Here is a 25,226-nt window from a genome sequence, read left to right on the forward strand (position 1 = left end):
ACTTGAATTAACAGTCTCAAGCCAGAATACGTGTACCGATAGGCACACCATTAAACAAAGCAGGAAGCTGGTCAGCATGACGCCAGCTGGCAATATCCACCGGGCGCCCTAGTGCACGAGCGGCATCCAACGCCGCGTTCACTTTCACTACCATACCATCAGTAATAATGCCCTGCGCAATCAGTTGCTCCGCTTTTTGCGCCGTCATTTCAGCAATACGCTGCCCTTTGCCATCCAGAATGCCGCTGACATCAGACAGCAGAATCAAGTCGGCTCCCAGCGTCGCCGCTAGCGCAGTTGCCGCCTGATCAGCGTTAACATTCATCAACACGCCATCGGCGGTAATACCAATGGAGCTGATGATTGGCATATAGTTGCCCGCCAACAGTGTTTGCACCAACGCCGGAGAACCTGGCTGTGCGCTACCGACATGCCCCAGCGCCACGTCCAGCGGCGTCACGCTGACAGTATTGCCATCGCCCAGACACAGGCCAACAGCATTAATCTGGTGTTTCACCGCCCAGGCCAGCAAGGTTTTATTGGCCGTCCCCGCCAGTGCGCCAGTGATGATGTCAATCTGGTCAGCAGGTGTAACACGTAGGCCATTTCTCTTGACGACTGGCAGCGCCAGTTTTTTCATCAAGTCGTCTACCAGACAACCACCACCATGCATAATAACCAGTGGACGCTGATGCTTTTCACGGTAGGTAACCAATGCAGTAAACAGACGTTCCAGCGCCTCTTCACTATCCAGTAGCACCCCACCTAGTTTAATGACTAACGGACTCATCATGATTTGCGCCTCAATTGCATCTTGGAAAAGTGGGGGGCAGCGAAAATATCTTTTATGGCAAATTTCGCAACCATCCCTGGTTAGAATAGAGCCTGAGTTTCCGCGAAACCAAAGCGGATATTCATGCACTGAACAGCTTGAGCTGCCGCGCCTTTCAGCAAGTTATCTTCGGTCGCAACGACGATTAAATGCTCGCCCTGCACTGAGAAGCCAATATCACAGAACGGCAGCCCTACGACGGACTTTAACGCGGGGATACCTTGCTGATACAAGCGCACCAAAGGTTTATCCTGATAGGCTTGGTGATAAGCCTCGGCGACATCCAGCTCCGTTACCCCCGTTTTCAGGCGACAGGTAATCGTCGCCAAAATACCGCGAGCAAAATTGCCCAGATGAGGAGTAAAAATCACTGGCGTACCCAAATGAGCAACGATTTCAGGCTGATGACGGTGAGTAAATAAACCATAAGGTTGCAAACTGACTTCACAAAAACTGTTGCCGATACTGGCCTTACGTCCTGCACCACTCACGCCGCTGACCGCGTTGATAACGGGCCATTGATCATCATTCAGCAATAGATTATCTACCAATGGCTTCAAAGCTAACTGGGAGGCGGTAGGATAACAGCCCGGCACCGCAATCAGTTGCGCCTGCTTAATCTTATCTGCCTGCCATTCCGCCAGACCATAAACCGCCTGTGCCAGCCATTCGAGGTGCTGATGTGCAAAACCGTAATAGGTTGTGTAGAAATCGGGATCCTGTACGCGAAAAGCCCCAGACAAATCAAAGACCACGCAACCCGCAGCTAAAAACTGCGGAGCCAGATCGTGACTGACCTCATGCGCCGTCGCCAGAAACAACACATCCACATTTTTTGCGGCCTGAGCCACATCAACCAACGGTTGTAACGGCAGATCGATGATGCCTTTAAACTGCGGGTGCAAATCAGAAAGCAATTTTCCTGCATCTGCACTTTGCGCTGAAACCGTTAAACCGGTTATGTTCATATGTGGGTGACGATTCAGATAAGCCGTAAGTTCCGCTCCGGCATAGCCGCTGGCACCAACAATCAGCGTATTCAACATGGATTCAGTTCACCTTCTGACTAACTGGTACATAAGTACGCAAAACAGGTTGTAGGGTTTTTCAGTTGATTTTGACTGTTTCCCTACGCGATTTAGCATTGACATTTTCGTAAATTCAAGGGCGTTTCTGGTTCCCTTACGCTCATGCTTGCTGTATTTTCATTCAAATAGTTATTCACTATAACTGCATGAATATTGATACTACCCTAACCAAAGGCTGTCAACAGTGAAGATGAAATTACCTCCATTTATTGAGCTGTACCGGGCGTTAATTGCAACGCCTTCCATTAGCGCAACCGATAGCGCCCTGGATCAAAGTAATGAAGCGTTAATCAACTTGCTGGCCGGATGGTTTAGCGATTTGGGTTTTCGCGTCGACATTCAGCCAGTTCCAGACTCCCGCCAGAAATTTAACCTGCTGGCCAGCATCGGCGAAGGCAGCGGTGGGCTATTGCTGGCGGGTCATACCGATACCGTGCCTTATGACGAAGGGCGCTGGACTCGCGATCCCTTCACCCTGAACGAACACGACAACAAGCTTTACGGTTTGGGTACGGCGGATATGAAAGGCTTTTTCGCCTTTATTTTGGATGCGGTGCGTGATATTGACGCCAGTAAACTGACTAAACCACTGTATATTCTGGCCACCGCCGACGAAGAAACCACCATGGCGGGAGCACGTTACTTCGCTGCCTCAAGCCCATTGCGGCCAGACTTTGCTATCATCGGTGAACCCACCTCACTGAAACCGGTGCGAGCTCATAAAGGCCACATTTCCAACGCGATTCGTATTGTCGGGCAATCGGGTCACTCCAGTAATCCAGCACTTGGCGTCAATGCTATTGATTTGATGCATGAATCTATCACTCACCTTATAGCGCTGCGCAATACATTGCAGACGCGTTACAACAATCCCGCATTCAATATTCCCTACCCAACCATGAATTTCGGCCACATTAACGGCGGTGATGCGGCAAACCGTATTTGCGCCTGTTGCGAATTACATATGGATATCCGCCCACTGCCGGGGCTGACATTGAATGATTTAAGCGAATTAATGCACGAGGCGCTGGAGCCGGTAAATCAGCGCTGGCCGGGCCGTTTGACCATTAATGAACTGCACCCACCGATTCCGGGTTATGAATGTCCAACCAACCATCATCTGGTGGCGGTAATTGAAAAACTGTTAGGTAGCCGCACCGAAGTGGTGAATTACTGCACCGAAGCCCCGTTTATCCAACAAATGTGCCCAACGCTGGTACTCGGTCCAGGATCGATCGATCAAGCTCACCAACCGGATGAATACCTTGATACCGCATTTATCGAACCGACGCGGACACTGATTGCCCAGCTCGTAGACCACTTTTGCCAACAGTGAGCCGACAAGAGTTTGCCGAACCGTCGGGTAATCAGATGGGCAGGCGGATTTATGCCCATCCTCGTGATAGCGAACATCGATCAAGATTGATGATTAGCCAGACTGATAACCTAAGACCGGTAATTAAATTTCAGAAATACCCCCAATTTTGATGTTTTTTTGCTAAAAATAGTGTCAATTGGGTTATTGGAATTGAACGTGGCGAGATTCGTAATCAATCTCAGCCTTTTGGGTGAAATTAATTTACAAAAAGAAATCATATACCAAAAAGTTTTCAACATGCAGCCAACACACTGGCAATTTGAAAGCTGGCGGGTATAGGGGTCAGGGGTCATATGAACGAACAATATTCCGCAATGCGAAGTAACGTCAGTATGCTCGGTACACTACTCGGAGAAACTATCAAGGAAGCGCTGGGCGAGCACATTCTTGACCGGGTAGAAACCATCCGTAAGTTATCTAAATCTTCGCGAGCCGGTAATGAAGCGCACCGTCAGGAGCTGCTGTCGACACTGCAAAATCTCTCTAACGATGAGTTATTGCCCGTGGCACGTGCGTTTAGTCAGTTCCTGAATCTGACCAATACCGCAGAACAGTACCACAGCATTTCGCCGCATGGCGAAGCGGCAAGTAACCCGGAAGCCTTGGCCCAACTGTTTAACCGCCTGAAAGATAAGAATCTGAGCAATAAAGATATGTGCAAAGCGGTGGATGAGCTCTCCATCGAACTGGTGCTGACTGCTCATCCTACCGAGATTACCCGCCGGACTTTGATCCACAAACTGGTTGAAGTGAATAGCTGCCTGAGCCAGTTGGATCATAATGACTTAGCCGATTACGAACGTAACAAAATCATGCGTCGTTTGCGGCAGTTAGTCGCTCAATCCTGGCATACCGACGAAATTCGCAAACTGCGTCCTTCGCCAATCGATGAAGCCAAATGGGGTTTTGCCGTAGTAGAAAACAGCCTATGGGAAGGGGTTCCAGCTTTTCTACGCGAATTCAACGAGCAGTTGGAAAACTCTCTCGATTACCGTCTACCGGTTGAAGCAGTGCCAATTCGCTTCACCTCATGGATGGGCGGTGACCGTGACGGCAACCCTAACGTCACTGCGGAAGTGACTCGCCATGTGTTGTTGTTAAGTCGCTGGAAAGCGACCGATCTGTTCCTACGGGATATTCAGGTGCTGGTATCCGAACTGTCCATGTCGGAATGTACCCCAGAATTACGCAAACTGGCTGGCGGCGAAGAAGTGCTGGAACCTTACCGCGAACTGATGAAGCGCATCCGTAGCCAGCTAATCAATACGCAGGTCTATCTGGAAGGTCGCCTGAAAGGCGAACGAGTGTTACCGCCAGATGACCTGCTGGTCAGCAATGATCAACTATGGGAACCGCTGTACGCCAGCTATCAATCCCTGAAAGCCTGTGGAATGGAAATTATCGCCAACGGCCAATTGTTGGATACCCTGCGCCGCGTGCGTTGCTTCGGTGTGCCGTTGGTGCGTATCGATGTTCGTCAGGAAAGTACCCGCCATACCGATGCAATTGCCGAACTGACCCGCTATTTGGGCTTGGGCGACTACGAAAACTGGTCTGAATCAGACAAACAAGCTTTCCTGATTCGCGAACTCAACTCCAAACGCCCGTTAGTACCATTAAAATGGCAACCCAGCGCCGAAACCGAGGAAGTGCTGGAAACCTGTCGGGTGATTGCCGAAGCGCCAGAAGGCTCAATTGCCGCTTACGTGATTTCGATGGCAAAAGTCCCTTCTGATGTGTTGGCGGTACACTTGTTACTGAAAGAGGCTGGCTGCCCGTTCACCTTGCCAGTCGCGCCACTGTTTGAAACCCTCGATGACCTGAATAACGCCGATGATGTCATGACGCAATTATTGAACATTGACTGGTATCGTGGCCTGATTCAAGGCAAACAGATGGTTATGATCGGTTATTCCGATTCGGCAAAAGATGCTGGTGTTATGGCGGCATCATGGGCGCAATATCGCGCACAAGATGCCTTAATCAAGACCTGTGAAAAAGCCGGTGTAGCTCTAACGCTGTTCCACGGTCGTGGCGGTTCCATTGGTCGCGGTGGTGCGCCAGCTCATGCGGCGTTACTTTCTCAGCCTCCGGGTAGCCTGAAAGGTGGCCTGCGTGTCACCGAACAAGGTGAGATGATTCGCTTTAAATTTGGTCTACCTGAAGTCACCATCAGCAGTCTGGCGCTGTATGCCGGTGCGATTCTGGAAGCCAATCTGTTGCCGCCACCAGAACCGAAGAAAGAGTGGATCGAAGTCATGGATCTGCTGTCTGAAGCCTCTTGCGATATGTATCGTGGTTACGTGCGTGAAAACCCTGACTTTGTGCCTTACTTCCGCGCAGCGACGCCGGAATTGGAACTGGGTAAATTGCCGTTGGGTTCACGCCCAGCCAAACGTCGTGCTAACGGTGGAGTGGAAAGTCTACGCGCTATTCCGTGGATCTTTGCCTGGACCCAAAACCGCCTGATGCTACCGGCTTGGCTGGGTGCTGGTGCCGGTTTGCAAAAAGCCATAGATGCGGGGAAACAGCAGGAATTGGCAACCATGTGCCGCGATTGGCCATTCTTCTCGACCCGAATTGGTATGTTGGAAATGGTGTTCGCCAAAGCCGATCTCTGGTTAGCCGAATATTATGACCAACGTCTGGTAGACAAAAAACTCTGGCCACTGGGCAAACAACTACGCGACCAATTAGCCGCCGATATTAAGCTGGTACTGGCTATTTCCAACGACGACCACCTGATGGCCGATCTGCCGTGGATTGCCGAGTCTATCGCCCTGCGTAACGTTTATACCGACCCGTTAAACGTTCTACAGGCTGAATTATTGCACCGCTCTCGTCAGCAGGAACATCCGGATGCTCGCGTTGAACAGGCATTGATGGTAACCATCGCCGGTGTGGCGGCAGGAATGCGTAATACCGGTTAGTTAGCCAGCAAAGTTAATGTCAATAAAAGACCAAACGGGCCGAGCGCCCGTTTGAGGTTAATAACAAAGTCCTCGCCGCAGTGAAAATAGGCAGACCGTCAAGTCGCAGTGAATACGTTCTTACCGGCTCGTTCCGCGCCATCCTTGGCGCGGACGCTTGGCTCTTCTACCGGCCTTCCCCACTAGAGATCGCAGGATCGAGGTTCGTGACTCGACTGAAACAGGCTAACTGCCCGTTTTTTAGCTAAACATACAGAGCCGAATATTCACTCAATAAGCATACATTCGGTTTATGGAAGATTTTTATAAATAATCCAGCCATTATTATTTCTTATAATATTTCATTTTTATTAGGAATCGATACGATGGCCATACAAGCCTCTGGCGCATTCGCCAGACAAAATATGTTGAGCAAATTAGATAGCTTCGCCAAGACATCTGAAACAAATGGTAAAGTCACCAAAAGCACAGCACAGAAGATGGCTTCTTTGTTCAAAGAAGTAAAAAATACAATCAATAGCTTGAATTCTAACGAAAAAAAACAGGCACTAACAAACTTGGGAAAAATGGCTACGACGCTTGAAGGCCAAAAATCAGACATGTTTGATAAAAAAATGGCTCCTATCAGCCAATTTATGACCGCAATCAAGGGGGCAGGTACGCGTGAGACAACATCAGCCTTGGATAAAGGATTTAACGCCTTATCGGGACACACCATTCACGCATCTAAATATCATCAATAATTGATTTATTGAGACACAGAACCCACTCTAATCGGCGGGTTCTGTGTCTTTTCGCTACGGCCTGACACCTAAAGTATGGCAAATGGCATAGCTCATTTCTGCCCGATTCAGCGTGTAGAAATGGAAATCCTTCACCCCTTCACGACTCAAGATTTTCACCATATCCATCGCAATAGAAGCGCCTAGCATTTTGCGCGTTTCCGGGTCATTATCCAATCCGTCAAAGACACTGGTCATCCAGTGGGGCACACGCACGTTAGTCAGGGTGGCAAAGCGCTGTAGCTGCTTAAAGTTAGACACCGGCAGAATACCCGGCACTATCTCGACATCAATTCCGGTCGCTACACAGCGATCACGGAAACGCAGATAACTTTCTACATCAAAGAAAAACTGAGTAATGGCGCGGTTAGCACCGGCATCAATCTTACGCTTCAGATTAATCAAATCCGCTTGGGCGCTTTTGGCCTCTGGATGAACTTCCGGATAAGCTGCAACCGAAATATCAAAATCACCCACGTTTTTCAGTAACGCGACCAAATCTGTTGCATACATTTCCGGCTTGCCACTGCCTTCAGGTAAATCACCACGCAATGCAACAATATGGCGAATACCGCTGCGCCAGTAATCCTGCGCGATTTCTCGAAGTTCACCCGGAGAAGCATCAATACAGGTCAAATGTGGCGCAGCATCCAGACCGGTGCGCTCTTTAATATCTTTAATAATACTGTGAGTACGATCGCGCTCACCGGAATTGGCACCGTAAGTGACCGAAAGGAACTTGGGTTTGAGGGTGCTCAAACGGTCAATCGAGCTCCACAAGGTGTCTTCCATTTCGCGGGTACGCGGCGGGAAAAACTCAAAAGAGACGTTAATCTGACCCTGCAATTCTGCCAGACTCTGATTCAGCGCTTCCCGCTGGTTTGCGTGAAAAAAGCTCATACCCTGTCTACCTCGTTACCCATCATTATCGACTTTGCGGTTCAATCTCTCCGCCCTTACCACTGCGAACGTCTATACGTTTAGACGTCTAAATAGAAAATGACTGATATTCGAGAAGGAGTCAATGCCTAAATCAGTGTAGACCGATGATTAATTTTCACTCAAGACACGCAGGAAATTCATCTTTAACCTAGAGGTTGCTGTCACTGTTTTAGAGTGTGGCTTTTTTCCATCAAGCAGCTCCGCGGCAAGAAGTTGAATGTATTTTCACAGCACATCTATAGCATTAACTTCATCGTTTTTTTGTATTTAAAAAACGCTATCCGTGTGATCGTTACACATCTAAATTCTCAGCAAAAACACTGATGGCCATAACGATGAAAAATAGAATATTAGTTAACTTTAGTCATACATCAATGCATTTATCCACTTCCAGGATTGGAAGGATGAATAATGCTACAGATAAGAAGGATGCTATCAAATTAGGATTTTCTGATAGACTAAAAAATATTTTCACCCATAAAGAAAATAAACTAGGAAAGCTCTATGACCATTTAAATTCCAATGGGTGTGAGAAAAGGCTGGTTATAAAAACGAATGGTGATATATGTGAAAAATATTATTTATTCCGGCAAGATAATTATATATTTTCAAAGCAACAACAGATGCAGAAAATACAAGCATTCTCTGAAAAAATAGCAGCAAAAAAAATTCAATTGGCATTTAGAGAACATTTAATAAAAAATAACCGAATAAAGTCATCTGAATTTGATGAGAATACCGATTTTATTGCAACAACATACAATGGAAACAAAAAAGACCTTGGTAGTTTTAAGCACGTGATCAGAAAAGACAAACGCTTTGTTGCTTTAGCTTCTAATAATAAAAATAAAAAATTTAGTATGGAGAATAAAATCGACGACCTCAAAGGAATCAAGAGCGTTAAATTTGGTTTAGCGGTTAATCACAACCTCATGATTGCACGTAATGCTGGAGAATCATTGCTAAACTGCATTGAGAAAAAACAAAATATTTTACCCAATCATTTTAATAATGCAGTCAATGACCTCAAAAAACTGCATAATAAACATACTTACCTGAGAGATATAAAGCCGGGCAACATGGCTTATGATGGAAAACAAATTAACTTTATTGACGTTGATGATCGGGTGATAATCACACACAATCCATATAAGAATGAATTAAAACACACTTTTCTTGGCGCAAAAGTTATTTATACGAAAAAATACATCACGAAAGAATTATTGTCACATATTTATAATAAAAATAAACTGGCAACTCAACCTGCTGTAGTTAAATATCTTAAAGCCGCCGATGAATATGCGTTTATCACATCAATGATTACTGCGACAACTCACTTAACCAATATTGGTAGCATACTCAACCCCACAGAGATTAACACAAAAAAGTATAACTCAACCGGAACAATAAATAGCGAAAACAGAAATATACTTGGCTCATGGCTCAATGAAAATGTGAAACCAAAATACCATGAATCTATTATCTCATTGTTAACAAATCCGGTTGACTATGCTAAAAAAGCACGGAAAACCTACTTATCCGATATGCTATTATTGTCAGGAAAATAAAGCCTCCTAATTTTTTGGTAATGACGCGAATGAGTAGAAAATATGTTTTTCAATAAAGGCTCCGATGATCTTTTGATGTCACTCAATCGAGAGCGCTAAAAGCAGATTTTTTTACGGGTCAGACGCGCTTTATGCGACTTCGTAGCATCAGATTGTTACGTTCAATAGGCTGAGTAATTTTTCCAGTTAGAGGGTTATCCTTCGGCATTTTCCGGTAATAACTGCCCCAGTTATCGCTGGGAAGTGCCAAGAGTTTTTAAAGTACGCATGACGCTAAACCAGAGTAGAATCACAACCGGGACCATAAACGTTTACGCCGCCACAAGTAAACATCAAAATTCAATATTATAAATAAAATTCAAAAAATTACATGTATCACCAGATGCGTTTAATTGGAGTCCCGTTACGAAACGGCGCACTTTTGATTATCAGTTCAACATTTCAGCTATCAGGTTTGGTGATATTCACCACCAAGTTTAAATTTTAAAGCGTTTTATTGTATTTAAGATACTGCATATATGTAAGGATAAAGTGGGTTCAATTGGCTATTTAACTTACTACCTAACAGGATAATCATGAAGATTAGTGACATAATTAAATTTTATGAAGACCTTTCCTTACAAACAAATATCAAAAAAAACTGTAATTCACTTACGAATAATAAAATAGATACCCGCACTCATCGACTTGAGGCTACTGGCATTAAAGTAATAAATACGCCAATAAAACTTAACGATGAAGCAAACGACAAAAATACCCTATCTGCTAATAAAATACGCTTTCACTTTAGAGTTCATTTAAAAAAACTGGACAACATGCGAAATAATGGAATTTATACTAACAACCGTTTTATAAAAACCACTTATAATGGAAATGATAAGAGCATTTGTGGCAGAGAGTACTATTTTCATGAAGAACATAGACCTGTATATAGGCCTAATGAAAAAACAAGTCACGGAGGAGAAGGCGGATTTAAAAAAATAACCCATAAAGATAGTCGTTTTATTGCTTTTGAACCTATTGATATAGCAGAAAGATTTCATACGGAAAATAATTTTAATGATATAAAAGAAATAGATAGCATTAAGGTAGGTCTCGCCGTGAGTACGAAATTAATCATTGCCCGCAATGCGGGAGTTGATATATTTAGCTATATAGAGAATGGCGACACCATTCCTTATAGTGCATTTAAAAATGCGCTAATGGATTTAAAAAAGCTACATTGTAAAAACGTTTACCTGCGAGATATAAAACCAGAAAATACAACTTATGATAATAAAAACGTTAACTTTATCGATGTTGAAGATAGAATTTCAGCCCATGTCGATTCGTATAATAATCGGATAAAATGGACCATAAGTGGCGAGCCGGTGATATACACCGAAAACTATATTACTTCAGAATTAAAAGAGAATATTTATAGTGAATATGATGTGCCATTAACGGGTAAAAATGTCATTAAGTATTTAAAATCTGCGGATGAATATGCATTCCTATTAACAACAATAGCGGCAACCACTGAAAACAGTAAGTTGAAAAGCATTATTCTCAATGACGATGAAAATCAGTATCAAGATAGAACAACCGGTAAAATGAGAGTTGAAAATAAAAATGAGTTTAATCAGTGGATTAATGAAAAAATCAAGGTGGAACATAGAGGAACCGCACGATTATTACTAACCAACCCAAAACTTCATGCTGAATTAAAAGGTGATATTTATTTATCTGACATGTTTTTACTTCCTAAGAAATAAAACCTATTTTAAGAAAAAAGATCATTATTGATGCCAAATGATATCTCTCTGGCATCAATAATGATAACAACGGCCTAAAGCAGTTGGGATAGTCGATTCAAATCCGACTGGATAGCGCCAGCGGTGACATCTCGCCCCGCTCCTGGACCACGAATTACCAATGGATTATCACGATACCAGCGGCTTTCGATAGCAAACACGTTATCGCACGGCAGCAACGAAGCCAACGGATGTTCAGGGCGCACCGCTTCAACGCCAACCCGCGCTTTCCCATTAGCATCGAAACGCGCCACGTAGCGCAATACCAGCCCCATTTCATTGGCGGCCTCAAGGCGCTGTATCATTTGCTGATTCAACGCTTCGCCATTCTCAAAGAATTGATCGACAGAGCCAGTTTCCGCCCCAGCTGGTACCAGTGACTCAACCCGAACCTGATTCGGCTCAATGTCATAACCTGCTTCACGCGCCAAAATCACCAACTTGCGCATCACATCCTGACCGGATAGATCTACCCGTGGATCGGGTTCCGTCAAGCCTTGCTGCCACGCCTGATCCACCAAATCGGTGAACGGCACCGTGCCGTCGAACTGCAAGAATAGCCAAGACAAGGTTCCGGAGAAAATCCCGCTGATAGCCAAAATACTGTCGCCGCTGTCGCGTAGATCCCGCACCGTATGGTTAACTGGCAGCCCAGCACCGACCGTTGCGTTATACAGCCAGTGGCGACCGGTTTTGGCGAAAGCATCGCGAATTTGCCGGTAGGTATGACTATTGGCTGCTCCAGCCAGTTTATTCGCGCTAATCACATGGAAACCATAGCTGGCAAAATCCAGATACTGCTCTGCCAGTGATTGGCTAGCTGTCACATCCAACACCACTAAATCATCGAAAGGATGGGCGCGCATCCACAGGAAAAGAGATTCTTCATCCTGTTCTTTGGCTTCATCATCATAAAAAGCCAATGTACGGCTGGGATCCAGTCCGTCGTAACTGAGCAGGCTACGGCGGCTATCCACCACACCTGCCAGCACAAATTCAAATCCGCTGCGGGCCGAAATATTTCTCTGCTCGCGGGCAAACAGTTCCAGCCAGCGAGCACCGATATTACCTTTACCAAACAGCATCAAGCCAATGCGTTTTTCTGCTCGGAACAGGGTCTTATGCAATCCCTGAATCAAATGCTCCGTCGGGCCTAAACGCAGTACCGCAACCAGACTGATTCCATCCTCCGCCTGCCAGATAAACTCGACCGGCTGATCTTTAAGCTGCTGATAAAAACGGTGACTGTGCAACGGATTCTTGCACACCCCAGCGCCCACCATTGCCACCAGCGCCAGACCTTCACGCAGAGATAATTTACCTGGCAAAGTCGCGTCTTCCAATACCCGCAGCGCGCTGTTCACTACCTCAGAGGTATAGCAAAGCTGTAGTAAGTTACGATCGGGGTGAATACCGGTTGCCAGCGGCTTGATCTGCGCGCGTTTGAGCAGCAAATCAATTTCTTTTTGTGCCACAGAGAAATCATGATGGCTGGCGATCTGTAACTCGATCAGGCAAACATCATCGTGGCTGGTCACTATTTTCGCACCCATACCCGATGCCAATACACGCTCAATGCGGGTCGAACCCTGCTCCGGCTGATAACTACAACGCAGCTGTAAATCAATATCGCTGCCAGAAACCGGTTGTAAAGTACGGGTATGTAATACCGGTGCCGCGAGTCGCGCCAGTTCGCTGGCTTCATCCAATCGCAGCAATGGCAGTAGACAGGCATCTTTGACTTTACGTGGATCGGCGCTATAAACCCCAGCGACGTCACTCCAGATGGTTACGCGCTCAACACCCGCCAAAGCACCAACCTGAGTCGCTGAGTAATCGCTGCCGTTCCGCCCGAGTAACACGGTTTCTCCGGCATCGTTACACGAAATAAAACCAGTCACGACTAAACGTTGGTGAGGATGCTGCGCCAACAGTTGTTGCAGTAGCGGGTAAGAACGACCCTCATCAATCTGAGGTTGCGCCGCCCGTTCCGCACGTAAGAAACTGCGCGCATCCAGCCAGTTGGCATCCATATCCAGCTTTTTCAGTACCGCAGCCATTAAACGCGCCGACCAAATCTCGCCGTGTCCAACCACCTCGGCATAAATAGCGTCGTCAACCTTGTTATCCAGCAACGCAGCCAGACGTTCCAAATCTTGAATAAAGGCCGTAATCAACGATTCGGCCATTTCAGGCGGTAGTAATCCGCTAATCAGTTCATGCTGATAACGCCGCAGCGCCTGTTGTACCTGGTGGGCGGACAGACGGTCGCTTTGGCTTAATTTTAACCAACTAATTAATTGGTTCGTGGTGCTGCCTGCGGCAGAAACCACCATCAGATCACCCGGTTTACTGTAATTGGCCATAATCTCGGCCACACGCAGGTAACACTTCACGTCCGCAAGGCTACTACCACCAAATTTATGCAGTTGACGACCATTTACCGCCCCTGCTACCGCTATTGCATTCATGCTTACCTCGCTGCTGCCGACCGAAAAGCATTTTCCAGATCGGCAATCAAATCTTCGCTGTCTTCAATACCCACGGAAATGCGTAGCAAACTGTCAGTAATACCTGCCGCAGTCCTTGCTGCCGCCGCCATACCTGCGTGTGTCATGGTTGCAGCATGAGAAATCAGGCTTTCAACGCCGCCCAGAGACTCCGCCAATGTGAACAATTCCAGGGCAGAAAGGAAGCGACGTAATACTTGCTCATCTCCATCCAGTTCAAAACTAAGCATTGCGCCGAAGCCGGACTGCTGGCGGCTGGCAATTTCGTGGCCGGGATGCTGTGGCAGTGAAGGATGATACAGCTTTTTCACCAAAGGCTGCTGCTGTAAATAGCGAACAATGTCATTCGCATTGCGCTGCTGTTGAGCCATTCGCGGTGAAAGTGTCCGTAACCCTCGCAACAGTAAATAGCTATCAAACGCCGCACCGGTTACGCCAATATTGTTAGCCCACCAAGCCAGCTCCACGGCTAACGCTGGATCTTTGGCGATAACCGCCCCCGCAACAACATCCGAATGGCCATTGAGGTATTTGGTACACGAGTGCACCACCAGATCGGCACCCAAGGCTAGCGGTTGTTGTAGCACCGGACTGAGGAAAGTATTATCCACCACGACCAGCGCGCCAACCTGGTGAGCCGCCTGACAGATCGCCGCGATATCGACCACCCGCAACAATGGATTACTCGGGCTTTCGATCAGAACCAGCTTGGGATTTTCCGCCAGCGCCCGATTTAATGCCGCTTCATCGCCTTGATCGACAAACAGTACGCGATAAGCTCCCCGTTGGCTCAGGCTATCAAACAACCGATAGCTGCCACCGTAACAATCGTGAGGTGCCACCAGTAAATCTCCCGGCTGCAATAGTGTCGTACAAACCAAATGAATCGCAGACATACCGGAACTAGTCATCACCGCACCCGCTCCCCCTTCCAGTTCAGCCAATGCGCGCTGCACGACATCCCGCGTTGGGTTACCCCGTCGAGAATAATCATGAGCCCGTGGCTGATTAAAATCGGTAAAATTATAGGTACTGGAGAGATGGATAGGCGGAACAACGCAGCCATATTGCTCGTCATCATTCAACCCGCTGCGAACTGCTATTGTTGCCTGTTTGCGTGTCATATTGGTTTCTGCCTGCCGGGACGTTGAAAATATGAATTCAGAGTAAACGCACAACGAATAGACGTCAATACATCTGGACATCTAAACTTCTTAGCGTATAGATTGAGCTAAAGATTAATACCCGCTAAAATTATAGCGATTTAAATGATCACAGTGCAGCCTGGAAGACTTCGGCACTGAGCAGACCGATTTTGCCGCATCGAGAGAAAGGCAGAGGAGGTGAATTGCACCTTTTTAGTGATTCTGGTTGGGTAAAACCGACAATTATTTAGTGAGAACATTGAAGATCGGGCATAATTGGCCGATTTTCAAAATTTTGTATTTTTCCGACAAATTTAAGGTATCCCATGGCTGAGTGGAACGGCGAGTATGTCAGCCCTTACGCTGAACACGGCAAGAAGAGCGAACAAGTCAAAAAAATTACGGTATCCATTCCTCTGAAGGTATTAAAAATCCTCACCGATGAGCGGACCCGTCGCCAGGTGAATAACCTGCGCCATGCGACCAACAGTGAATTGTTGTGCGAAGCATTTCTGCATGCCTTTACCGGGCAACCGTTGCCAAACGATGAAGATCTGCGTAAAGAACGCAGTGATGAAATTCCTGAGGCAGCGAAAATGATTATGCGCGAACTGGGCGTTGACCCCGATACTTGGGAATATTGATTCTTCAGGCATCCCCCGCATTAGCCGATAAAGTGCCAGACCAAAGTCTATCGATAACGTCTCCCAGCAGTTTTTGGGTGGCGTTATTCCATTCAGGATTATGATTTCACTGTAATGGTAATCCAGGAGTCTGAAACGGTGGTTTCGAATGGGGGAGATGGATTCTTGCAGGCTTTATCGCATAAATAGTCGCGATACAGACATGAAAAAAGGTGCCAAAGGCACCTTTTTCGTCTGACGGGCAGAAAATTACTTCTTGGCACCCGGCACGCTGAAACGCTTGTTGAAGCGGTCAACACGGCCACCGGTAGCAACATCACGCTGCTTGCCAGTGTAGAACGGATGGCATTCACCACACACGTCCAGATTCAGGTCATGACCAACAGTAGAGTTGATCTTGATAACGTTACCGCAAGAGCAAGATGCAGTAACCAATTCGTATTTAGGGTGGATACCTTTTTTCATGGGAAACCTCTAATTAAGGCCGTGTCGCTATCCAGCCCTGTTCCGCCAGACACCACACGTAGTTGATAATAAGATTTGATATCGGATTATATCAAAGGCGGCGAATCATACAGAATTTAAGCAGCCCTCGCAATCGAATCCGCACATTGTGATACACAGGGTGTAAACTGTTCAATCTTTTTTTATCCAGGATGGTGTCATGTCCGTTGTTCAAGTTGCATTACCGGTTCCCCTTGCCCGCTCATTCGACTATCGCTTGGGCAATGACATGATCAGCCCGGTAATCGGCGGACGCGTCAGTGTCACTTTCGGCAAGCGAAAAGCAATAGCTATCGTGGTCGGCTTGAGTGAAACCAGTGACCTGCCACTCGAACAGCTAAAAACTATCGATCAGGTTCTGGATAATGAAAGTTTATTCCCGCCAAGCCTATGGCGCATTTTGCGCTGGGCGGCAGAGTATTATCACTATCCTATTGGCGAAGTGCTATTTCACGCCTTACCCATTTTATTACGGCAGGGGAAACCGGCACAGTCAGCGCCGTTGTGGCAATGGTTTACTACTGAACAGGGTCGGGCAACGCCACCGGAAAGTCTCAAACGAGCGCCTAAACAACAGCAGGCACTGGCTGCCCTGCTGCAAAAACCGGTTTACCGCCATCAGGTTAATGAGTTGGCACTGGCGGAAAGTGCCTTGCAGGCTTTACGCACCAAAGGGCTGATTGACCTGCGGGCACAAGAGCAAGCCACCACCGATTGGCGCACTCATTTTGAGGTGCTGGGTGACCGGCTACGCCTCAATACCGAACAGGCTACTGCCGTCGGAGCCATTCGCAGCGAAGATGACCAGTTCGCTGCCTGGCTACTGGCTGGCGTGACCGGTTCAGGTAAAACTGAAGTTTATCTCAGCGTGCTGGAAAATATTCTGGCACAGGGACGCCAAGCGCTGATTCTGGTACCGGAAATTGGCCTGACACCGCAAACTATTGCCCGTTTCCGCGAGCGCTTTAATGCGCCAGTAGAAGTGCTGCATTCTGGTTTGAACGATAGCGAGCGCCTTTCGGTTTGGCTACGAGCGCGCAACGGTGAAGCCGCTATTGTTATCGGCACACGTTCAGCGCTATTTACACCATTTTCACGCCTGGGCGTAATCATTATTGATGAAGAACATGACAGTTCGTATAAGCAGCAGGATGGTTGGCGTTATCACGCCAGGGATTTGGCCGTATTCCGCGCCAGAGAAGAGAATATCCCGATCGTAATGGGAACCGCCACACAGGCACTGGAAACGTTGCATAACGTACAATTGGGTAAATATCGCCAGTTAACCCTTTCCAAACGCGCCGGTAATGCCAAACCAGCGGCGCAACATCTGCTGGATTTAAAAGGGCTACCGCTGAAAGTGGGTCTATCTCAACCGCTGTTACAACGGATGAAAGATCACTTGAAAGCGGATAATCAGGTGATCTTGTTTCTTAACCGCCGTGGTTATGCGCCTGCGCTGCTGTGCCATGAATGCGGCTGGATCGCTGAATGCCAGCGCTGTGACCATTACTACACTTTGCACCAGAACCAGCGCCAGCTCCGTTGCCACCATTGTGATAGCCAACGTCCCGTGCCGCATCAATGCCCACAATGCGGCTCCACTCATATAGTTTCCGTTGGGGTTGGCACCGAGCAGTTGGAAAATGAGTTGGCACCGCTGTTTCCCGAAACTCCGATAACACGCATCGATCGTGATACTACCAGCCGCAAAGGTTCACTGGAACAAGCGCTGGCAGACGTTCATCAGGGCGGCGCACGTATCCTGATTGGCACCCAGATGTTAGCCAAAGGACACCATTTCCCCGATGTAACACTGGTGGCTCTGCTGGATGTAGACGGCGCGCTGTTCTCTGCCGACTTCCGTTCCGCCGAACGCTTTGCTCAACTGTATACGCAGGTTTCAGGGCGCGCCGGGAGAGCTGGCAAAAAAGGCGAGGTGATTTTACAAACTCATCATCCCGAGCACCCTTTACTGCAAATTTTGCTGCAACAGGGCTACGATGCCTTTGCCAAACTGGCGTTGACCGAGCGTCAGAGCGTATTTTTACCGCCTTATACCAGTCATATCATTGTGCGCAGTGAAGACCATGATAACCGGCAATCGGCTCTGTTCCTGCAACAACTGCGCAATCTGCTGGAAGCCAGCCCACTCAAAGACGAGTCTCTCTGGATTATGGGGCCAGTACCGGCGTTACAAGCCAAACGTGGCGGTCGCTTCCGTTGGCAATTATTGTTACAGCACCCTTCCCGGCAATTATTGCAAAAACTGATTAAAACCAGCCAACCATTGATTAATACACTCCCTCAAGCACGAAAAGTGAAGTGGACACTGGATGTCGATCCAATAGACAACTAGCACTTATCTTGATAATTATTTTGTTTTAATGTGATGACAAGGCAAACGTTTACGGTGTGATCTGCGAGCCATATCGAAAAAAACTACTTAGGTCACATTTTTCATGCAAATTAGGTAACAAATTGACCTCACTATCTGTATAGAATGATGTAAGGCATTAGTTTTACCGGTTCACACTGCCAGAAATGAATGTCACCGCATCGTTCGGAATATCTGTTTAACCTGCGATAAGCCATTAATTTACCGTGTTATTGGTAGTCAACCATCTCAAAGAGTTGGTGCTGGCTCGTAGCCAGAGCAAGGAGAAAAGCGTTGGAGCATAAGAAAGAATTCAGTATGGCGACCATGAAAGACGTCGCTGAAATGGCAGGCGTTTCAACAGCAACGGTATCCCGGGCTTTAATGAATCCGGAGAAAGTCTCCGCCCTGACGCGACACAAAGTGGAACAAGCCGTTTTGGCCGTTGGCTATTCTCCCCATGCCCTTTCCCGCAACATCAAACGTAATGAGTCTCGGACTATTCTGGTTATTGTGCCGGATATCAGTGATCCCTTCTTTGCCGATATTATTCAGGGCATAGAACAAACCGCCGCCCAACAAGGCTATCTCGTGCTGATTGGCGATTGCGCCCAGCAAACTCAGCAGGAACGGACATTCGTCAATTTAATCATTACCAAGCAAATTGACGGAATGCTGTTACTTGGCTCCAACCTGCCTTTTGATGCCAGCAAAGAAGAACAACGCAATCTTCCGCCAATGGTGATGGCCAATGAATTCGCGCCAGAGCTGGAGCTGCCGACAGTTCATATCGATAACCTGACCGCCGCCTTTGAAGCAGTGCATTATTTGCATCAACTTGGCCATACACGCATTGCGACCATTGCCGGGCCGGAGACGATGCCACTCAGCCATTATCGCTTACAGGGCTATGTGCAAGCGCTGAATCGCAATGGTCTTGCCATTGATAAAGAATATATTCTGCGCGGTGATTTCGGCTACGAAGCGGGAGCCGAGGCCTTCGCTCAATTGATGTCCCTGCCCAAACCACCAACCGCGATTTTCTGTCATAACGACGTCATGGCTATTGGCGCAATCTGGCAGGCGAAAAAAATGGGATTACAGATTCCCGAAGATGTTTCACTGGTTGGTTTTGACGATCTCAAGCTGTCACAATATTGCGACCCACCGCTGACGACAGTCGCTCAACCTCGTTATCAAATTGGTGAGCAAGCCATGTTACTATTGCTCGAGCAGCTACAGGGAAATAACGTCCAAAGCGGCTCCCGACTGTTAGACAGCGAATTAATTATTCGAAACAGTACCTGTAAGCCTAAAAGCTAGTCAAATATTATAGGGTTAAGTAACATGACGGACTTACTCCATCATCAAAATGCAGCGAAACAATAGTGGCACAACGAGATTATGTAAGCCGAGGACGCTCAGGAGCGCGGCGCAAGAGCACAGCCAAAAAGAAAAGTAGTGCTCCAAGAATATCAAAAACTCTGGTGGCGCTTGCTGGCGCTCTATTGGTGGTATTTATTGGCGGCCTCTATTTCATCACCCACAACAAGCCGGGTGAGCTTCCGTTATTACCTGCGGCTCATGACCCACGTACGGGTAATGGGTTACCGCCCAAGCCTGAAGAGCGTTGGCGGTATATCAAAGAATTGGAGAATCGTCAGATTGGTGTTACGACACCAACGGAGCCATCTGCCGGTGGTGGCGTGGATGCCAAAACTCAACTGACTAATGAGCAGCGTCAATTGTTGGAGCAAATGCAGGCCGATATGCGCCAGCAGCCAACCCAGCTGTCGGAAGTGCCTTATAACGATGCCTCGCAGGTTCCACGTTCTCAGGTCACTATCAAGCCGCCAGTGAGCAACATACCGCCTCCGGTGCAGCAGCAGCCAGTGACTCAACCGCGCCAGGTCACAGCTCCGGTTATCACGCCACCAGCACAACCGCAGCGGATGCTGCCAGCGACACCGGCTCCGATGACTCAGGCAGTAACACCGCCGAAACCGGAAAAAGAGAAAGAGAAAGAGAAAGAAAAGACGCAGCGCTGGATGTTGCAGTGTGGCTCCTTCAAGGCAATAGATCAGGCCGAGTCTGTTCGTGCCCAGCTGGCATTTGAAGGTATTGAAAGCCGGATTACCACCAGTGGTGGTTGGAATCGCGTCGTTCTGGGGCCATACAGCGCCCGTCCCGCCGCAGATAAAATGCAGCAACGATTGAAAAGTACAGGCGTGTCGGGTTGTATTCCCCTATCTATAGGGGGTTGAAAAGTATTAATCCTCCCCCATTTATAACTTCAATATGCCCCGTCTTGTGTTGAACAACACAAGACGGGGACTCATTCCGTCTGCAACGAGGGTTCGCTCGTGACAACAATTGTAAGTGTACGCCGAAATGGCCATGTAGTAATTGGTGGTGATGGTCAGGTCACTCTGGGCAATACCGTGATGAAGGGGAACGCAAAAAAAGTTCGCCGCTTATATAACAACAAGGTTATTGCAGGTTTTGCCGGCGGCACCGCTGACGCTTTCACTTTATTTGAACTCTTTGAGCGCAAGCTGGAAATGCATCAAGGTCATTTGACCAAGGCCGCCGTTGAGTTAGCCAAAGATTGGCGCACCGATCGTATGCTACGCAAACTTGAAGCACTGTTGGCGGTTGCCGATGAAACCGCCTCGCTGATCATCACCGGTAATGGTGACGTGGTGCAGCCGGAAGATGACTTGATCGCCATTGGGTCTGGTGGGCCATATGCCCAATCGGCGGCGCGCGCACTACTGGAAAACACCGAACTAGGTGCTCGGGATATCGTTGAGAAATCACTGAGCATTGCGGGGGATATTTGTATCTATACCAACCGCTTCCAAACTATTGAAGAATTAACATACAAAGCGTAAGGATAGAATATATGTCTGAGATGACCCCACGCGAAATCGTCAGTGAGCTTGATAGCTACATCATTGGCCAGAATAAAGCCAAGCGCGCAGTGGCCATTGCCCTGCGTAACCGTTGGCGTCGTATGCAGCTTAACGAAGAGCTGCGTCACGAAGTCACACCGAAAAACATTTTGATGATCGGCCCGACCGGCGTTGGTAAAACCGAAATCGCCCGTCGCCTGGCAAAATTGGCCAACGCACCGTTTATCAAGGTAGAAGCCACCAAATTCACTGAAGTTGGCTATGTTGGTAAGGAAGTGGATTCTATCATCCGCGATCTGACCGACGCTGCCGTGAAAATGGTTCGTCATCAGTCTATTGAGAACAACCGCTATCGCGCCGAAGAGTTGGCAGAAGAGCGCATTCTGGATGTGCTGATTCCACCAGCCAAAAACAACTGGGGCCAACCTGACGAATCTCAGGAGCCTTCAGCTACCCGTCAAGCATTCCGCAAAAAACTGCGGGAAGGCCAGTTGGACGATAAAGAAATCGAAATCGATCTGGCTGCCGCGCCGATGGGCGTTGAAATCATGGCTCCTCCAGGTATGGAAGAGATGACCAACCAGTTGCAATCTATGTTCCAGAATATTGCTGGCCAGAAACAAAAACCACGTAAAATCAAAATCAAAGAAGCTTTCAAGCTATTGATTGAAGAAGAAGCGGCAAAACTGGTTAATCCTGAAGAGCTGAAACAGCAGGCTATTGATGCTGTAGAACAACACGGTATCGTGTTTATCGATGAGATCGATAAAATCTGTAAGCGTGGAGAAACTTCTGGCCCTGATGTTTCTCGTGAAGGCGTACAGCGTGATTTACTGCCACTGGTTGAAGGCTGTACCGTTTCGACCAAACACGGCATGGTGAAAACCGATCACATTCTGTTTATTGCTTCCGGTGCTTTCCAGGTTTCCAGCCCGTCGGATCTGATTCCGGAACTTCAAGGGCGCTTGCCAATTCGCGTAGAGTTGCAGGCTCTCACCACCGAAGATTTCGAGCGGATCCTGACCGAACCAAGTGCATCGTTGTCCGAGCAGTACAAAGCCCTGATGGCAACGGAAGGGGTGACTATCGATTTCACCGCCGAAGGTATTCGCCGCATTGCCGAAGCAGCATGGCAGGTGAATGAGCGTACCGAAAACATCGGTGCCCGCCGTCTGCACACCGTTCTGGAGCGTTTGATGGAAGATATTTCATTCGATGCCAGCGAAAGTAACGGCCAATCCATCACTATTGATGCGAAATACGTCGGGGATCACCTGGATGAGCTCGTAGCAGATGAAGATCTGAGTCGATTTATCCTATAATTCGTTTCATCACCGTCCGCTATGATCAATAAAAGTAGGAGGCATCTCGCCTCCCACTTTTTGTCGCCAGCAGACTTCGACTCTCACAGACTGAAGCGAATTATGAGCTCATCAACCCCTATCAGCCAAACTCAAGCCTGGCTGGAAAGCCTGCGACCACGGACATTACCGCTCGCTTTTGCCTCAATTATCACCGGTTCCGCTCTGGCCTATTGGCTCGACAGTTTTAAACCGGCTGTGGCATTGCTGGCATTAGTGACCGCCGGTATGCTGCAAATTTTATCCAATCTGGCCAATGACTATGGCGATGCGGTCAAAGGCAGCGACACCGAAGATCGCATCGGCCCATTGCGCGGCATGCAAAAAGGCATGATAACCCGCGAACAAATGAAGCATGCCCTGATTCTCACTGTCGTTCTCACGGTCATCTCCGGCATTGCACTGATTGCCGTAGCCTGTGAAAAGCCCAGTGATATCATCGGATTTCTGGTACTTGGCCTGCTAGCAATCATCGCCGCCATTACCTATACCATCGGCAGCAAGCCTTATGGCTATATGGGATTGGGGGATATTTCAGTTTTGATGTTCTTCGGCTGGCTAAGCGTGGCAGGAACCTACTATCTACAAGCTGGTCATTTCGACAGCGTGGTGATGTTACCCGCTACCGCCTGCGGATTACTGGCAACCGCCGTATTAAATATCAATAATTTGCGCGATATCGAAAATGACGCCGCGAACGGAAAGAATACGCTGGCAGTGCGTTTAGGCTCAGTGTGCGCCCGCTATTATCACGCCATTTTAATTATCGCCGCCATTGCCTGCCTAGCCTTGTTCAACCTGTTATATCTACGCAACTGGACTGGTTGGATCTTTATCTTGGCGATTCCTTTACTGGTCAAACATGCAGTCTTCGTTCTGAGTGAACCTTCTGCCGCAGGTATGCGCCCAATGCTGGTGCATATGGTCAAAGCCGCCCTGCTCACTAATATTCTGTTTGCCGTTGGTTTAGTCTTGAGTTAGCACCACACTTTATTCGCCAATCCGTACCCAAATTCTGCGGATTGGCGAAATTTGACAATTGATGATTTTGCCAACAGTCGATAGAAAGGGATATACTGACGATCCCAGCCGCAACCAGACATTAATCCTATGAAATATGATACTTCCGAACTCAGTGACATCTACCATGAAGATATCAATGTGGTAGAACCTCTGTTCTCCAATTTTGGCGGACGTACATCGTTTGGCGGTCAGATCACGACCGTAAAATGCTTCGAAGACAATGGGTTACTTTTTGATCTTCTCGAGGAAAATGGTCGCGGGCGCGTGCTGGTTGTTGACGGTGGCGGTTCAGTACGCCGAGCACTGGTCAATGCTGAACTGGCCAGCTTGGCCGCAGCGAATGAATGGGAAGGCATTGTGGTTTACGGTGCCGTCCGTCAGGTTGACGATCTCGCCGAGCTGGATATCGGAATTCAGGCAATGGCCGCAATTCCGGTCGGTGCCGCCAGTGAAGGTATTGGTGAGAGTGATATTCGGGTGAATTTTGGTGGTGTTACCTTCTTCTCCGGCGATCATCTGTACGCTGATAACACCGGCATTATCCTGTCAGAAGAGCCGTTGGATATCGAATAGCATCACCTTTAATAATACCGCGCGAACCACGTAGAAAGGGCGATATTGATATCGCCCTTTTGCTATGACATCAGTCAATCGCTCGCGCAATGGATGCTGAGATAGTCCTCAGACTTCTTCCATTTTACCCAGCAATGCGCGCAGGCGATCCTGCCACACGTGCTGTTCTTGCTTCAGCTGTTCGTTTTCACGCACTAATGCCTCACGACCACCAGCTGCATCCTGAACCTCTTGGGACAGGGCGTTGTTCTTCTCTTTCAGCTCTTCAATTTCCATCTGTAGCAAAGTGATGGTATCAATCGCCTGCTGAACTTTACCTTCCAACTTCTCAAATACTTCAAATGACATTCTTTAGTCCCCTCATAATCCCAAGGCGTACATCTATTGGTAGCAGCCGCAGTTTTAAAGATGCAACCACTGCAAATATCCATCGCGCTATCTATTTGTCTAACTCGCGTAACAAGCGCTGTTGTTTAACGCGCCTCCGTAAACAGCGACGCAGCTTGATTAAAACGATTGTATGTAGCCAGTCTCCGCCTGTCTAGCAACATACCAGTACAAACCGCAGTCTCTCGCAATTTACCTGTAGCGACTATCAGCAAATGCTGAAAATAAACCAACCACTGAAATGGCGTGATTACATAGTTGCAACAAAAAAAGAAGAAAGCACTGGTCTGATCACACTTTCCAAGAGCCCTAACATCCACGTATAACGCGAATTCGCTCATTTTTATGACAGGGTACACAAATTTTAATTTCGCTATTTCTCGTTTGTGCTCGTTAACGATAAATTCACATACCCCCAAAGATAAATTTTGGGAAAAAAACAATAAATACCCTATAACTCTCTGTCTGTAGGAT

Annotated in this window: 20 protein-coding genes and 1 pseudogene; 13 read left to right on the forward strand and 8 right to left on the reverse strand. The window is 47.7% G+C overall.

The features are described 5' to 3' along the window. Positions 1–16 precede the first annotated feature (16 nt). Together argB and argC are read right to left on the reverse strand one after the other, a co-directional pair. The gene (argB, locus tag DJ39_RS01805; protein WP_038251626.1) at positions 17–790 is read right to left on the reverse strand and encodes an acetylglutamate kinase; all 774 of its coding nucleotides are present in this window, start codon (positions 788–790) and stop codon (positions 17–19) included. Positions 791–873: 83 nt separating this feature from the next. Then, a complete protein-coding gene (argC, locus tag DJ39_RS01810) occupies positions 874–1,878 on the reverse strand; it encodes an N-acetyl-gamma-glutamyl-phosphate reductase (protein WP_004719506.1) in 1,005 nt (334 codons plus the stop codon). A gap of 232 nt (positions 1,879–2,110) precedes the next feature. Here argC and argE point away from each other — a divergent pair, with 232 nt between their 5' ends. The 3 genes from argE to DJ39_RS01825 all read left to right on the forward strand — a co-directional run bounded on the left by argE (position 2,111) and on the right by DJ39_RS01825 (position 6,971). Next, positions 2,111–3,256, forward strand: a complete 1,146-nt coding sequence (gene argE, locus DJ39_RS01815) for an acetylornithine deacetylase (RefSeq protein ID WP_004719507.1) — start codon at positions 2,111–2,113, stop codon at positions 3,254–3,256. A 335-nt stretch (positions 3,257–3,591) separates the two neighbouring features. Then, on the forward strand, positions 3,592–6,228 hold the full coding sequence (ppc, locus tag DJ39_RS01820) for a phosphoenolpyruvate carboxylase (protein ID WP_004719509.1): 2,637 nt from the start codon (positions 3,592–3,594) through the stop codon (positions 6,226–6,228). A gap of 365 nt (positions 6,229–6,593) precedes the next feature. Beyond that, on the forward strand, positions 6,594–6,971 hold the full coding sequence (locus DJ39_RS01825; protein ID WP_004719510.1) for a hypothetical protein: 378 nt from the start codon (positions 6,594–6,596) through the stop codon (positions 6,969–6,971). Positions 6,972–7,025: 54 nt separating this feature from the next. Here DJ39_RS01825 and metF read toward each other — a convergent pair whose 3' ends face one another. Beyond that, positions 7,026–7,910, reverse strand: coding sequence for a methylenetetrahydrofolate reductase (gene metF, locus DJ39_RS01830; protein WP_004719513.1), 885 nt, complete (start codon positions 7,908–7,910; stop codon positions 7,026–7,028). A gap of 446 nt (positions 7,911–8,356) precedes the next feature. Between metF and DJ39_RS01835 the strand changes: the two genes are divergently transcribed. After that, positions 8,357–9,520, forward strand: coding sequence for a hypothetical protein (locus DJ39_RS01835; protein ID WP_004719514.1), 1,164 nt, complete (start codon positions 8,357–8,359; stop codon positions 9,518–9,520). 78 nt (positions 9,521–9,598) lie between these two features. On the opposite strand, the pseudogene DJ39_RS17240 reads toward DJ39_RS01835, so the two are convergent. Further along, a pseudogene (locus tag DJ39_RS17240) lies at positions 9,599–9,764 on the reverse strand (IS1 family transposase); the annotation flags it as partial. 331 nt (positions 9,765–10,095) lie between these two features. Between DJ39_RS17240 and DJ39_RS01840 the strand changes: the two are divergent. Next, the gene (locus tag DJ39_RS01840) at positions 10,096–11,274 is read left to right on the forward strand and encodes a hypothetical protein (protein ID WP_038251120.1); all 1,179 of its coding nucleotides are present in this window, start codon (positions 10,096–10,098) and stop codon (positions 11,272–11,274) included. A gap of 74 nt (positions 11,275–11,348) precedes the next feature. On the opposite strand, the gene DJ39_RS01845 is transcribed toward DJ39_RS01840, so the two are convergent. Both DJ39_RS01845 and metB read right to left on the reverse strand, forming a co-directional pair. Continuing rightward, on the reverse strand, positions 11,349–13,784 hold the full coding sequence (locus tag DJ39_RS01845) for a bifunctional aspartate kinase/homoserine dehydrogenase II (protein ID WP_004719516.1): 2,436 nt from the start codon (positions 13,782–13,784) through the stop codon (positions 11,349–11,351). Positions 13,785–13,786: 2 nt separating this feature from the next. Further along, the gene (gene metB / locus DJ39_RS01850; RefSeq protein ID WP_004719518.1) at positions 13,787–14,947 is read right to left on the reverse strand and encodes a cystathionine gamma-synthase; all 1,161 of its coding nucleotides are present in this window, start codon (positions 14,945–14,947) and stop codon (positions 13,787–13,789) included. A gap of 347 nt (positions 14,948–15,294) precedes the next feature. On the opposite strand from metB, the gene metJ reads away from it, so the two are divergent. Beyond that, entirely contained in the window at positions 15,295–15,612 is a 318-nt protein-coding gene (gene metJ / locus DJ39_RS01855; protein ID WP_004719520.1) for a met regulon transcriptional regulator MetJ, read from the forward strand. 249 nt (positions 15,613–15,861) lie between these two features. Here metJ and rpmE read toward each other — a convergent pair whose 3' ends face one another. Beyond that, the gene (gene rpmE, locus DJ39_RS01860; protein ID WP_004719522.1) at positions 15,862–16,077 is read right to left on the reverse strand and encodes a 50S ribosomal protein L31; all 216 of its coding nucleotides are present in this window, start codon (positions 16,075–16,077) and stop codon (positions 15,862–15,864) included. 199 nt (positions 16,078–16,276) lie between these two features. On the opposite strand from rpmE, the gene priA reads away from it, so the two are divergent. The 7 genes from priA (at position 16,277) to rraA (ending at position 24,365) form a co-directional block, all read left to right on the forward strand. After that, positions 16,277–18,475 carry a primosomal protein N' gene (priA, locus tag DJ39_RS01865; protein ID WP_004719523.1) on the forward strand — a complete coding sequence of 733 codons (2,199 nt, stop codon included), beginning with the start codon at positions 16,277–16,279 and terminating at the stop codon, positions 18,473–18,475. Positions 18,476–18,787: 312 nt separating this feature from the next. After that, positions 18,788–19,816 carry a DNA-binding transcriptional regulator CytR gene (gene cytR / locus DJ39_RS01870; RefSeq protein WP_004719525.1) on the forward strand — a complete coding sequence of 343 codons (1,029 nt, stop codon included), beginning with the start codon at positions 18,788–18,790 and terminating at the stop codon, positions 19,814–19,816. 65 nt (positions 19,817–19,881) lie between these two features. Then, the gene (gene ftsN / locus DJ39_RS01875) at positions 19,882–20,757 is read left to right on the forward strand and encodes a cell division protein FtsN (RefSeq protein ID WP_038251121.1); all 876 of its coding nucleotides are present in this window, start codon (positions 19,882–19,884) and stop codon (positions 20,755–20,757) included. Between the two features lie 99 nt (positions 20,758–20,856). After that, positions 20,857–21,387, forward strand: coding sequence for an ATP-dependent protease subunit HslV (gene hslV / locus DJ39_RS01880; protein ID WP_004719528.1), 531 nt, complete (start codon positions 20,857–20,859; stop codon positions 21,385–21,387). Between the two features lie 11 nt (positions 21,388–21,398). Then, positions 21,399–22,730 carry an ATP-dependent protease ATPase subunit HslU gene (gene hslU, locus DJ39_RS01885; protein WP_038244690.1) on the forward strand — a complete coding sequence of 444 codons (1,332 nt, stop codon included), beginning with the start codon at positions 21,399–21,401 and terminating at the stop codon, positions 22,728–22,730. Between the two features lie 102 nt (positions 22,731–22,832). Continuing rightward, a complete protein-coding gene (locus DJ39_RS01890; RefSeq protein ID WP_004719533.1) occupies positions 22,833–23,750 on the forward strand; it encodes a 1,4-dihydroxy-2-naphthoate polyprenyltransferase in 918 nt (305 codons plus the stop codon). Positions 23,751–23,879: 129 nt separating this feature from the next. Next, positions 23,880–24,365 (forward strand): ribonuclease E activity regulator RraA, encoded by a 486-nt coding sequence (gene rraA / locus DJ39_RS01895; RefSeq protein ID WP_004719534.1) that lies wholly within the window; start codon positions 23,880–23,882, stop codon positions 24,363–24,365. A 108-nt stretch (positions 24,366–24,473) separates the two neighbouring features. Here rraA and zapB read toward each other — a convergent pair whose 3' ends face one another. Further along, entirely contained in the window at positions 24,474–24,713 is a 240-nt protein-coding gene (zapB, locus tag DJ39_RS01900) for a septal ring assembly protein ZapB (protein ID WP_004719537.1), read from the reverse strand. Positions 24,714–25,226: the final 513 nt, after the last annotated feature.

The sequence above is a fragment of the Yersinia ruckeri ATCC 29473 genome (genome assembly GCF_000754815.1).
GTDB classification, from domain to species: domain Bacteria; phylum Pseudomonadota; class Gammaproteobacteria; order Enterobacterales; family Enterobacteriaceae; genus Yersinia; species Yersinia ruckeri.